Consider the following 12,778-nt stretch of genomic DNA (forward strand, 5'->3'; position numbering starts at 1 on the left):
CTCTCGCCCGTCACCTACGCCATGGCATCATCAACCACCTCTACTTCCGGGTGACTCGGAAAAACGAGGACGCTTCAGTACGGATATGGAAAGAGGCCTTTTAGCGCAAGGAACGTTACTTCTTGAGGGGAGCCTAGGTTGTGTTGGCCAACTGTCTAGGTGGCTCAGGCAAGCCCTGGTACGGGCGCAGTTGGACGGTGCGAAGCTGCTAACCCAAGCGCATCTTAAAACCAGCGCTCTCCCGCAATCACAGTTTGCTGCCCTACATCGCGAGATCGAAGCGGGAGAGGCCAAGCTGGCCTCTTACTCATCCGGCGAGTTTCAAGCACCCTTCCCGAGTACAACGGTAGCCGAGACCACAAGGCGTCGCCCGGGAACGCGCAAGCCACGGCGCCATGAGCGTGATGCACGGGTTGGCGATGCAGCTCCTTAGAATCCCGGTGGCTTGCGATGAGGGACGAGCCATTGAATCACTACCCTCTTACATCATCCGTCTGGCTCAACAACATGTGATTCCGGCGGGCACCCTGATCACTCGCTTGACGGAGGCGCATCCCATCTCCGGCACAGCAAGCGCAAAGGCGCAGAGTGCACCGTTGGCCTGCCTGACGAGACCGAATCGGACTACCGCCGACGTCGTTCAGATGGTTGCTCTGGCCACAGGCACCGAGCCTATTGTGCTTCGAAGGATGACCTACCTTTTCCTAGAGCAGGCGCTTGGGCGGACGGCAGGTGCATACGCGAAACGCCTTAGATGGTGCCCGGCTTGCCTTAAAGCAGACGTAGATTCCGGCCAGCCGGCCTATCTTCGTCTTCTATGGTCGTTATCTGCGGTGGAAGCATGCGAGATACACGGATTGCGTTTGCAGGAGCGCTGCACGCATTGTGGCCACATCCCGCGGGGTTATGCTCAATGGACTTGCTTAAGCCGATGCCAAAAGTGCAAGAAACAACACGAAGACCGGTCACACTCGAAAGTGTTACCCTCGATACAGCAGTTCGGCCTGGACCTTGCTGATCTTGTGGATGCAATAAGCCGACGCGCTGATAGCTTTCCTCGGGGCGGGGTAACTGCAGGTGTCAAGAAAGTCTTTGACGCAGTGTGGGAGGCCGAGCAGGAGATACGTCTGTGGAACAAGCTCTCCCGCGATCAGTGGATAAAATTGGCACTACAGGACGAGCCAATCAGTCTCACGGCAGCTAGGCAATTGTCCTCGTGTCTCGACGTGCCGCTTCCCCTTTTACTCGAAGGTCATGTTGGCACGGCCGTCTTCAAGTTTGTGTTGGAGAATCCTCCTCCAGCGCTAGCGCGAACGAGTGCGAAGCGCGTAGACCCTAGGAAACTACAGATAGCTTTTGAAGCCATCCTTGCCGAAAGTCATGAGCCGCCTTTGTCGCTCAAGGCCATCGCGACTACCCTCGGCGTCGCACAAAACACGCTGCGAAATCACTTCCCGCGCAAATCGGCCTTGGTTGTCGCCAACTGGTCTGCTTACCGAACGAGTAGACCCGAGCGCTACAAGAACGAAGCGATAGCCGCTGCGAGGTCGCTCTTGTCGACATGGCATGACACTCAAACAGAGCTTCTGACCAAGAAGTCGTTCCTACGCGTTCTACTAAATCGTTCTTCGCTTCCAAAGAACTTACTGCGTGCAGTCATCGAATTCGTCTTAACCGAACAATCCGCCGCCCGACTTATTCTCCATGAGCTAGATGCAGAGACTCGAAATCCACTTGCAAACCGCGCTCCGTTTGCTTGAGGTTCACCCGCACCGAGTTCGCTGCTGGCGGAAGTGGTCATCGTTGCAAATCACCCACGAGGCCATGAAGGCTTGGACAAAGTATCGCGAGCACGGTATGACTCGCCACAGACAACCTAAGTCAGACGTGTGTGGCGTGACTCGACGGGCACAACGGTCTATGGCGAGCTCCTCGCCGGCAGCTGTTTCAGGCCGCTTCCCACGATAGTTTGCAGCTGCATCGAATGTTGTACCGTCAGAGCGGAGCACACCAGTGAATCGAAAAACGCCCGAGTGGGAACTATATGAGCGGGTGGTGGCACGAATGCTTGTAGATCAGTTGGAGACCGATCTTTGCGTTACACCAAACGCGCGCATTGTCGGAAGGGTCACCGGAGTACGCAGGCAAGTCGATGTGCTGATCGAGGCACGGCATGACACCGACAACAGTCGCCGCTTAATCGTGGATGCAAAGAGGAGAGCCCGAAAAATAGACGTCAAGGACGTGGAGAGTTTTCGGGGGCTGATGGAGGACGTGGGTGCGACCCACGGGTATCTTGTAAGCCCAGCCGGCTATACGAAAGCGGCTGAAAAAAGAGCGCAGGCTGCTGTCTCCATCCGTATCTTGCCGTTGGATCACCTGAAGGACTTCGATCCGTCGACATGGCCACGTTGCCAGAGGAAGGGTTGCAAGCACGGTCGCGTTTTCTGGGATGGCTATCCTGAACTCACCATGGTCCTTCAACCGCTTCACGCTTCAGAACCTGTGCATTACCCAGCTGTGCACTATGTGGGAAAGTGCGACCGCTGCGGAAGGTTTCATGTGCAGTGTCTCGTTTGCAATGATATCTTGGCGCCATCGGAAGCCGATAATGATTGCGGCCATCAGTGCAGTTGCAGACCTCCTTGGTTCTGGCTCGCCTCCATCGAAGAGGACGATGATGGTTACGACTCGGCTGAGTTGCATGCGTGCCTGATGACTGGCCAAGTCATAACCGTCGACCGGCGGTCGCTCTAAGTTCGACAGTGAGCAGCCATTTCGCTAGACGCGCAAAAATAATCTGCTTCAAGAAAGGCGCTCTTCGACCAGAAGAAGACCCATGCGTGAGCAGGTAGGTTTGCTCACGATATGTCTGACTTCTATGGGAATTGATGTCCAAAAATCGGACAACTATGCATGGAGGAGCAAAGCGTAACCTATCCTCACATCCACCCAAGCAATGGCGGGAAGATGTCGTTGCTGGTTCCAAGAGGTCGACGCGACTACTACTCTCTGGTACTTGATACAGATGCACGTGCTGCGGGCAAATGCGTCGCGCAGACTTGTGGACATTCCCGACCACAAATCAGATAGCCGTTGCTTGACCTACCCGCCCCTATGGCGAGAACGCCGCTCACTACGAACACAGCAGAGTATTCCGCGGGAGACTGTGCCTGGCGTGCTCTAAAGTACACCGGTGCGGAGGCTTAAAATCGAGTAAAAGGTATTCCCGTGGATAAGGTCTCCCCCACGACAAGAAGCCGGATGATGCGTGCCGTCGGTCGACGCGACACCAAGCCCGAGCTTCTTTTTAGGTCTGCTGCTCATAGGCGAGGCTTCCGCTTTTGCATCTGTCGAAAGGATCTCCCCGGATGCCCGGACGTGGTCTTTCCGCGGCTACGCCTTGCTGTGTTCGTGCACGGCTGCTTCTGGCATAGACATCCAAGTTGCCCTAGAGCGACCACCCCGACAACGAACCAACGCTTCTGGTCCGATAAGTTCGATGCGAACGTGGCTCGTGATCGAAGAAATCGGAAGCTTCTCGAACAGCGCGGGTGGGCCGTCATCGAAGTGTGGGAGTGTGAACTGGCTACTCTGGAAAGCGCCTTCCGGGTCGTAGACAAGCTGCTTCCCCGAGCGTATTGATGGCATGGAACGTATCTATCGTCTAGAGTTGGCAAAGGAAGAGTGCTCGTCAACGGCAGGGGGCCGCACGTGCGCAAGACATATCACGCATGGAGGCCACCGGTGCTCCATGCAAAAGGGGGGAAGCCACGCGGCCCTCTTGCGATAGAGCAAGGGGGCACTCCAAAGAGTCTCGGCTATGTTCCGAGCCCCTTCGGCTTCGACTCACCATCCGTCAATGTCGATTACGCGGTCCGCCCAATAGCCCGGGCGGTCGAGTGTTGGCTCGGAAGCTTAAAAGGCACGACAGGTACCCACGCATCCTTGCGATCTCCAGCCCCTATCGGCCTCCCACTGGCAAGCCGAGGACCCTCTTCTTTATCGGAGCCCCATGGTTGCGCCGACAAGAGCGTCGACGATGAAGCGATCGAATCCGATGACGTAGCAGCTCCACAGTCCAGCGTTCGCGCAAGTTTGCTCGAAAGAGCCATGGCAATTCTTTTTGCCGAGCGCGGACGGGCCGGACAACCTCTCCAGCAGGCGTCCCTTGAGCGGGTGTACTCGCTTCTCAAGCTTGAACCTACGGAGATTTTGCGGATAGCAAAGGATGCGGAAACTGCTGGACTCATGGGCCCAGTACAGGTCGATGATACGGAAGATGAGGCGGCTGAAGATGAAGAGCAAGAGAGACAGCTGGCTGGGTTGCTCGACCGACTCTTGCATCATGAACTCTTGGGTGCCGAGCAAGAGCGCAAGCTCGGACGCGCAGTGCAAAAAGGACGAAAATTTGAAGCCCAGATAGCGAGCGGACAGCTGCCGGCAACCCCAGAAGTCTTACGAGAACAGGCACACGGCCTCAAGGCACGAGAAGCGCTCGTGCTAGCCAACACCAGACTTGCGATGGATATCGCCCGCCGTCATGCCAATCATGCCGTGGAAATGGAGGACCTCCTTCAAGAGGGAATCCTTGGCCTTATGCGTGCGGCGGAAAGTTACGATCCGGACCTTGGATTTCGATTCACTACCTACGCAACTTGGTGGGTAAAGCAGTCAATCCTTCGTGCCATCGGCAATACCGGACGGGTCATCCGACTCCCTATTCACCGGGTTGATCAATTGAAGGCGTTGCGACGTGTCCTACGTCGGCTCCAGGCACAAGCGCCCGCGAGAAGAATTCGGCCGCAGCAGATCGCAGATGAGCTCGGTTGGCCAATAGAGAAAGTCGGAAAGCTGATGGTGCTTGAAGCCGAAAGTTTTGTGCCATTGGACCTGTCCGATGGAGAAGGGCCGAGCCTTATCGACCAGCTTGCTTCTTCCGAGCCTACGCCTGAGGCCTTGGCGATCGAAGTCGACTTCGAGAACTTCATGTCCGTATGGATTTCAGCATTACCGGAGCGCGAAGCAGACATCCTACGGCAGAGGTTTGGTCTGGATGGTCAGAGCCCTGTGACCTTAGAAAGCGTAGGTAAGCAATACAACCTTACACGTGAACGGATCCGGCAGCTGGAAAGCAAAAGCTTGAAAAAGTTAGCTCACCCGGCAAACAAGATGGTCGCGGAAGGAAGGGAATTTTTAAATGACTGAGCACTCGCAGACGGTCAAAAATGATTATTTCAGCAGAGCAATCAAATGGCTGCAGCATGAAATCATCGTAGACGCGAGGGGTGACCGAGCTAGAGAGAGTGATAGTCAGCCTTCGAGCCTGTTCTGGTTAGGTCGATTGTCGCCTGAGATTGATGTCAGCAATGTCGATGACGACCGGTTCGAGCGCTTGGCTCCCTGTGCTATTGGCCTGCGCATACGTCCGTCCCAAGCTGGACCTTGGTCTTTCGGCGTGAGTGCAACCTTCGTCGTATGGTCGAAGCCGGAGCGCGGCGGCACATGGCAAAAAAGTGGGCCTATCAGTGTGAAGCGCGAGATCACAGTCGAAGCAGACTTGGTTACCTCTCGCACGCTTAGTGAGCCCCTCAAGCAAGCCATCGTTCGGGAAACGGGTCGTGAGGATCTTGCAGCAGCGATCGATATCTCGCTTGAGACTCGAGATGGGCGACAGGAGCTTGTCATCCAACTGGTCAATACGTCTGAAAGCAACGAAAAGGCTCCACAGGATCGGAATCTTTACGAGGCCTGCCTGGAGGTGGGTGGACTCACAACCACCCCGTTCGAACTTGAGGGGCTAGAAGACGCCTTCCGATATGACCGGGAACTTCCCGCGATAGGCTTAAACGCGGCTGTCCTGGATCGAGGCGGCAGGATCGCTACCAGCGATGTTCCCGAAGCTACACGATTCCGTCCGACGTTCGTCCCACCTGGGATTGACGAAGCAACGCTATCCTTCGTTCGCCTGGCGGAAGACCCTGTCCAGACGGCAACTTTGCTGCACGCCGCCCATAAGGCATGGGGCCTAGTGCATTGGAGCGAGCAATCTCTTTCGGAGCGTGCAGCAAGGGAAAGGTGGTCCTCCGAAATGGTCGAGGCTGCGGCTGCGGGCCGAACGGCCTTTTGGGAGGAGAACGCTAGATTGGAGCAGGGTCTCCGGCTGCTTGCGGAGGAGGAGGAGCTGAGGCGGGCCTTCAAGCTGATGAATGAGGCGATGGAGATATCCGCGAACGGGAGGTATCACGGCTGGCGCGCATTTCAATTCGGCTTTCTCGTGGCCAATCTAGCTTCGTTGATGGAGCCATCGGAAGCCGAAATCGCAGACATCGTGTGGTTCGCGACTGGCGGTGGGAAAACCGAAACCTATCTTGGTCTGTTGGTCACGGCAATGTTGCTTGATCGCATGCGCGGCAAGCTTTCCGGGATAACTGCATGGAGCCGGTTCCCTCTGCGAATGCTTTCTCTCCAGCAGACGCAACGCTTTGCCGACGCGATCGCGGCCGCCGAGCTTGTTCGCCGACGCTACTTGATCGGAGGCGACACTTTCTCGCTTGGTTTTTTTGTCGGTCAAGGGGCGACCCCCAACGAGTTCAAGGCGGATCCCAAGGAGGACGAGCCGAATGCTTACGACGACGAATCGAACAAGCGATTCCTCATCCTGGATCGGTGTCCGTTCTGTCGTAATACTAGTGTCGACATTGCGTTCGACCTCGAAACCTGGACTTTGCAGCATCGGTGCACAGCGCCGAATTGCGAATGGCCCGAGCAGGCATTGCCGTTCTACATCGTTGATCAAGAAATTTACCGCTTTCTACCGACCGTGGTCGTCGGAACGCTCGATAAGGCTGCGTCAATAGGTATGCAGGCGGCTATGCGGGGCTTCATTGGGAACCCGCTCGGACTGTGTACAGGAAAAGGACACGGCTTTACTTACGCACCTCGCAGCAGCAGGCCTTCAGGTTGTCTCGTACCCGATTGCGCACATGCAGTCACGCCAATATCTAAAGATCCGCGCTTCGCCCCGTCGCTTCGTCTGCAAGACGAGCTGCATCTTCTCAGGGACAGTCTTGGAGCCGTGGATGCCCACTACGAGGCCCTCTACGACCATCTGAGCGCAGCCACCTCCGAGAGAAAGCCGAAGATCTTGGGGTCGTCTGCAACGCTCGCGGGATACGAACATCAAGTAGATACCTTGTACGGGAGGCGGGCGAGAGTCTTTCCTCAACCTGGCCCTGCCCCAGGTGTCGGTTTTTGGACTTCGGACTCCGGCCAGCTGATGCGGCACTACATTGCACTGGCACCGCGTGGCGCTACGGTCGAGCACGCGGTCGATCGCATCCTAACCGTACTTCAGCGCAGCATTCGACGGCTTCTGTCCGATCCCGAAGTGACGTGCCCAGAAATAGGCATACCTGTGGCAATGGCTGGGGAAATCGTTGATCTCTACGGGACCGACGTCGTTTACGGAAACACTCTGCGTGACCTGGATGCGATGACTCGATCCGCAGAGACGCAGGTGCTTGTGGAGGGAAAAGTTACGCAAGCATCACTTACTGGGCGCACGGACTTCGAAGAGGTGCGCCAGACGCTTGCCCGACTCGAAAAGCCACCCGCTCAATTTGATGAGAGGCTCCATCTGATCATGGCGTCCTCAATGATGTCACACGGTGTCGACATCGACCGGCTGAACGTTATGACCATGGTCGGCTTTCCGTTAGGCACAGCAGAATTCATTCAAGCCACGGCCCGTGTAGGGCGCAAATATCCAGGGCTCGTGATTCTGGTGCCCAAGATGGGTCGAGAGCGGGACGCTGGGATTTACCGGACTTTTCCTAAGTTCGTGGAGCATGCCGATCGGTTGGTCGAGCCCATCCCGATTACTCGGCGAAGTCGAAGGGTTCTCCAGAGGACTTTGCCTGGTATGGAACTGGCTCGAATCCTGATGTTGGAAGAACCTGCAGCTGGTAAGTCCCTCGTCATGGCTAGAGCCCTGAAGCAATTCCGGGCTGACGAGAATTTCGACCCGGATGCCGAGGCGGAAGCCTTGATGGAAGCACTAGGCCTGATAGGTGAACTCAATGAGGCACTTCGTAAGGATGTTGCTGAATGGGTGGATGTCTTTATGCGGAACATCAACGACCCGCCAGCTGACGTGAGGTTCAGCTCGGAGGCCAGTCCCGGAAGTGGGCCTATGCGCTCACTTCGTGATGTCGAAGAAAGTGTGACCGTCTATGGCAAGGAGGATCTGCGATGAGGGATGAGCGTAGCGCGTCGCAAATTCAGTTTGGATTCCTTCCTCAGCAGACCGTTGATGTGAAGGGAGGCATATGGAAGGTCGCGTATTGGAACGACGCAATTCCCGAACATTCGGTAGATGCCAACGCTCTTCGCAAGGAGTTGTTACGAACGATCTCGCCTTGGACTCATGCTCAGACGGACAGCGGGTTTGCGGCACACCTGCGCGGTAACTACGCCCTGGAATTGCGTAAGTTGAACCGGGATCGCGGAGTAACACTCAAGCCCTTTCCCGCCATATGGATGTGTAGAGCCCCCAACTGCGGGAGGCTGCATCGACAAAAGGTCGGCAAGTGCCAGTGCGGGTCGTCCGGCAGTCGCGCGCAACTGCCTTTTGTGGGGTACCACGAATGTGGCGCGCTTCGAGAACCCCAACTGCCGATGTGCCCTGAGCACAGGCAGGTTTCCATCCAGTATCCGGGTACGTCTTCGGCACGGGATATCCGTTTCTATTGTCCTGTTTGTAAGAAGACCCTGCGCCAGGGGCTCGCGAACAACGTTCCTTGCGAGTGTGGCCACGGCCGGATGAGCTACAACGTTCATCGAGCCGCAAGCGTATACACGCCGCGCAGCGTCGTGATGGTCAACCCGCCTACAACCCATCGAATTCAGCAACTTCGGGACGCCGGTGGGGAAGCGCGTGCACTGGAGTGGGTCCTCGACGGCATGACCGAGCGAGATGCCACCGATGCGGGTACGACGGCTGAGTCTTTGCGTCAGCAGCTCCGCGCCAACAACCTGCCTGAAGCGCTTGTAGACAGAATGGTCCAAGAAGCAATCGGCTCCGGAGCATTAGCCGGTCCGCCTACATCGCTTGAACTCGACATTCATCAGAAGGAAGTCGCCGAGGCTGAAGCCGTTCTTATGGCCATGGCTGCCGCGCAGTCGCGTATGACACTGGAGGATCTGAGGAAACGTGCCCCCCCCATCTCGCCGTCGGGCGTGCGGTACCACGAAAAATACGGGCGAGCGATCCGGACGGCAGGCATGGAAGCGGTTGAGCTATACGACCGCTTTCCAGTGATGGTCGGCCATTACGGATATACCCGTGGCGGAACCGCTCCCGGGGAGTCGACACTACGCCCCTTCAGGGACAAGAACGGGACCTACGCCGTGTATGGCGAAGTCGCCGAGACGGAAGCACTTCTGTTTAGGCTTTCACCGCTGCGCGTGTGGGATTGGATCGCTAACCGTGGTCTTGCAACGGGTGAGGCGCCTGGGACAGCACGCGAAGCCAGAGCCGCAATATTAAAGTCCGCCGACATGCCGGAATGGGGATACCAGGGAAATGAGCTTGGTTCGGCATTGCTTACAATGATCCATTCGATGGCTCACCGCACGCTTAGGATCCTCGCGGTACACGCGGGCATTGAACGTAACACACTCTCCGAAATGTTGGTGCCAAGCCACTTGGGCTTCTACATCTACGCCGCGGCAAAAGGAGACTTCGTTCTAGGAGGGTTGCAGGCAGTTTTCGAATCTGACCTCGATACATTCCTTAGGGCGCTGGTCAATGATGAGCACCGATGTGCTCTTGATCCAGGTTGTGAACGTGGAGGCGGGGCATGCACAGCATGTCTCCACATCGGAGAGCCGTCTTGTCGGCTCTTCAACCGCCACCTATCGCGAACTTCCCTCTTCGGGGCTGACGGCTATCTGCGGCCCGCAGCTTCAGTAATGGAGCGGGCTGCAGGGTGATCTGAAGGCATCAGTATCACGGCCGCTGCCCTCGCGCGACTGAGGCCGACGAAAGCGGCCACCAATCCTGAGGGCACATCGTGAGACCGGGAGAGAACGAGAAGAACAACGGGTGACTCAAGGCCCTTAAAGCGCGATACGCTTTCGCAAACAACGCCATCTCCTCCAAAGCCGACAACTGGTTGTTCACCGACATAGGCGTTTCGGAGCCGTTCTGCAAGGCGAGGTTCGTCGACGAGGATCGTGAGCTCTGATGCTTCGACTTCTTGGTCTTCCATCAAACGTTGACTCAGCTCCAGCACTAAGGATGCCAGGTCGTCCCCTGGTCCGTAAGTGATCGTGATCACCGGAGCTCCTTCAGCAGCACCTGGCGGCGAAGCGGTTCCGAAGATCGCATTCATGCAACGAACAATCGGCGCTGAGTTTCGGCAGTTGTCAGATAGCTCTAGCTCTCCGAAGTGCTTCAAGCCACTGTGCCAGTCGCGACGCCAGAGTTCCTGGCGGTCGTCGGCAAACACGTACATCGGGCCGTGTTCCGGATCGGACAGCCCCGCTGAGAGCGTCTTGAACCAGAGAGGAGAGAAGTCCTGGCCCTCATCAACGATTACAGCATCGTAAACACCGCTCTTGGCGGCAAAGGTGGCTTCCAGCTCTTTGGCGGCCTCGACGTCCCACCAGCTTTGATCCGGCACTGAAGGAGTCGTCATACCGGCTTGCCGCAAAGCCGAAGTACAGAGGTGATGAAAAGTAGAGACCTCCACTCCAAGGCAGCTGGCAAGATGGTGCCGGATCACACGCGACAGCAATTCGTTGTAGCAGACCATCAGAACCCGCGCCCCTTGCTCCGAAAGAAGGCGAGCTCGTTCGATAGCCAGCAGCGTTTTACCTGTACCGGGCCCTCCTGATACCAACAGTCTGGAAACGGCCCGGAGTCTGGCGAAGCCCCGTTGCTGCGACTCGGTAAGCCGCACGATCTCGGCCTCCGTTTTCCGGAGGCCTATACTGAGAGTGCGTTCGATGGTCACGGTTGGCGCCAATAGGGTGACCAAGCGGTCGAGTTGGCCTGAGGAGAACGGCCGGGACGCACCCCAATGTCTGAAGACGCGGAGTAGCGCCTCTTCGATGGCCGTGAGGTCGCTTGAAAATAAAGTGATTTCCGGGGTGGCCACTGGCCCGAGACAGACGTGCGTCTCTACATCAGGAAAGGCTACTGCATGAACAATCGGTATTTGTGCCAGGGACTGGTCGAACGATGAGAGAAACGCCAACAACGCGTGCTTAGAGTGAGTAGCTTGAACGTACGGATTCTTGATGGCGTGACTATGGCCGTGCCGGTCTACGGAGGTCCAGCGACCGTCCTCGATGACGATTCCTCCTCCCTTTACTTCAAGGACGACAAGGCCGTGCTTACGGTGAGCGACCAGGAAGTCTGCTTCACCGTCACCTTGGCGGCCTGCGCGCAGCGACTGCCAACGGACTGAATGAAAGACGATCCAATCGTCGCTTAGTCGTGCCAAAGCACCGAGCACCTCCCGCTCGGACTGGGGCGGGTGGGTGGCGCCCTCGTCAAGCTTGTATACGATCGCCATCCGTAGTCGCCTCCCCCTCGAGATTTTGTTCGGGATAGGGTAGCCTTTTTGCCAGCAACCTGAAGGCGCCAGCATCTCTCTTACGACATGGAAAACCCTCGCATCAAGGCAGTGGATCTATTTTGTGGTGCGGGTGGCCTGACACATGGCCTCGCGAGCGCTGGTGTTGACGTGCGCGTCGGCGTCGATCTCGACCCGGACTGTCGATTCCCTTACGAAGCCAATAACGCGGCTTCGTTCATGTGTGCCGACGTAAGGGCGTTGTCCGGAAGGCACTTCAGCAGCTTTCTAGAAGGTGCTGAGCTGACTCTTCTTGCTGGTTGCGCGCCATGCCAGCCGTTCTCTACATACAGTCAAGCTCGTGATCCGAAAGCCAGCAGTGACTGGGGCATGCTCCTTGAGTTCGGCCGACTGGTTTCCGAAGTGAAGCCAGACCTCGTAACAATGGAGAACGTGCCACAGCTTGCAGACAACGACGTGTTTAGAGACTTCGTCGCTAAGCTTGAGGGATATCACACATGGTGCGGCGTCGTAGACTGCGCAGAATATGGTGTGCCGCAGCGGAGGCGCCGACTCGTGCTACTCGCGTCACGACTCGGCGAAATTTCGCTGCTCTCTCCGCAAGAGGTCGGCGCCCGCCGACGGACGGTGCGGTCGGCAATAGCTGATATGCCGTCGCTCGCTGCTGGAACGTCGGATCCCTCCGACTCTATCCATGCTGCGGCAGGTATGTCCGAGTTGAACCTCAAGCGAATCCGGGCATCGCTGCCTGGAGGCAGCTGGCGTGACTGGCCGAAGTCCTTGCGCGCAAGTTGTCACCATAGGTCGACGGGTACTGGCTACGGGGCCGTTTACGGGCGCATGGAGTGGGGACGGCCCGCTCCAACAATGACGACCTTGTGCCATGGATTTGGCAACGGGCGCTTCGGCCACCCTGAACAAGATCGGGCGATAAGTCTTAGGGAGGCTGCGATTCTGCAATCCTTCCCAAAGCGATATAAGTTCGTTCCTGAGGGCGAACGAGTGCGCTTCACGTCGGTGGGGCGCTTGATCGGTAACGCGGTACCCCCACGCCTCGGACAGATCATCGGACGCAGCTTCTTCTCGCACGCTCGCGCTAACCCGAAAGCCAGACGGGCTTGACCTCTAGCCCGTCGTGGAGCACTACGAAGTTCTCTAGTTCGTGACTCTAC

General features: G+C 57.1%; 7 protein-coding genes. 6 read left to right on the forward strand and 1 reads right to left on the reverse strand.

Features of this window, described 5'->3' with window-relative positions; genetic code table 11:
* Positions 1 to 395 precede the first annotated feature (395 nt).
* The 5 genes from PCA_RS16675 to PCA_RS16700 all read left to right on the forward strand — a co-directional run bounded on the left by PCA_RS16675 (position 396) and on the right by PCA_RS16700 (position 9,996).
* Positions 396 to 1,760, forward strand: a complete 1,365-nt coding sequence (locus PCA_RS16675) for a TniQ family protein (protein ID WP_181303746.1) — start codon at positions 396 to 398, stop codon at positions 1,758 to 1,760.
* Between the two features lie 1,471 nt (positions 1,761 to 3,231).
* Positions 3,232 to 3,645: a very short patch repair endonuclease gene (locus PCA_RS16685; protein ID WP_343204544.1), complete on the forward strand. Its 414-nt coding sequence runs from the start codon at positions 3,232 to 3,234 to the stop codon at positions 3,643 to 3,645.
* A 468-nt stretch (positions 3,646 to 4,113) separates the two neighbouring features.
* On the forward strand, positions 4,114 to 5,208 hold the full coding sequence (locus tag PCA_RS16690; RefSeq protein WP_181303748.1) for an RNA polymerase sigma factor RpoD/SigA: 1,095 nt from the start codon (positions 4,114 to 4,116) through the stop codon (positions 5,206 to 5,208).
* A complete protein-coding gene (locus PCA_RS16695) occupies positions 5,201 to 8,257 on the forward strand; it encodes a helicase C-terminal domain-containing protein (protein ID WP_181303749.1) in 3,057 nt (1,018 codons plus the stop codon). The genes PCA_RS16690 and PCA_RS16695 overlap by 8 nt, the downstream gene beginning before the upstream one ends.
* Positions 8,254 to 9,996 (forward strand): hypothetical protein, encoded by a 1,743-nt coding sequence (locus tag PCA_RS16700; protein ID WP_181303750.1) that lies wholly within the window; start codon positions 8,254 to 8,256, stop codon positions 9,994 to 9,996. The genes PCA_RS16695 and PCA_RS16700 overlap by 4 nt, the downstream gene beginning before the upstream one ends.
* On the opposite strand, the gene PCA_RS16705 is transcribed toward PCA_RS16700, so the two are convergent.
* Positions 9,951 to 11,585 (reverse strand): NERD domain-containing protein/DEAD/DEAH box helicase, encoded by a 1,635-nt coding sequence (locus PCA_RS16705; RefSeq protein ID WP_181303751.1) that lies wholly within the window; start codon positions 11,583 to 11,585, stop codon positions 9,951 to 9,953. The two genes, PCA_RS16700 and PCA_RS16705, sit on opposite strands and share 46 nt — an antisense overlap.
* A gap of 87 nt (positions 11,586 to 11,672) precedes the next feature.
* On the opposite strand from PCA_RS16705, the gene PCA_RS16710 reads away from it, so the two are divergent.
* The gene (locus tag PCA_RS16710) at positions 11,673 to 12,728 is read left to right on the forward strand and encodes a DNA cytosine methyltransferase (protein WP_181303752.1); all 1,056 of its coding nucleotides are present in this window, start codon (positions 11,673 to 11,675) and stop codon (positions 12,726 to 12,728) included.
* The last annotated feature ends 50 nt before the right edge of the window (positions 12,729 to 12,778 follow it).

This window comes from Rhodanobacter sp. PCA2 (assembly GCF_013620825.1).
Classification (GTDB): Bacteria; Pseudomonadota; Gammaproteobacteria; order Xanthomonadales; family Rhodanobacteraceae; genus Rhodanobacter_A.

Coding starts and splice junctions, on each gene's coding strand:
- PCA_RS16705 (WP_181303751.1), bottom strand. CDS start 11,585: ATGGCGATCGTATACAAGCTTGACGAGGGCGCCACCCACCCGCCCCAG.
- PCA_RS16675 (WP_181303746.1), top strand. CDS start 396: ATGAGCGTGATGCACGGGTTGGCGATGCAGCTCCTTAGAATCCCGGTG.
- PCA_RS16690 (WP_181303748.1), top strand. CDS start 4,114: ATGGCAATTCTTTTTGCCGAGCGCGGACGGGCCGGACAACCTCTCCAG.
- PCA_RS16695 (WP_181303749.1), top strand. CDS start 5,201: ATGACTGAGCACTCGCAGACGGTCAAAAATGATTATTTCAGCAGAGCA.
- PCA_RS16710 (WP_181303752.1), top strand. CDS start 11,673: ATGGAAAACCCTCGCATCAAGGCAGTGGATCTATTTTGTGGTGCGGGT.
- PCA_RS16700 (WP_181303750.1), top strand. CDS start 8,254: ATGAGGGATGAGCGTAGCGCGTCGCAAATTCAGTTTGGATTCCTTCCT.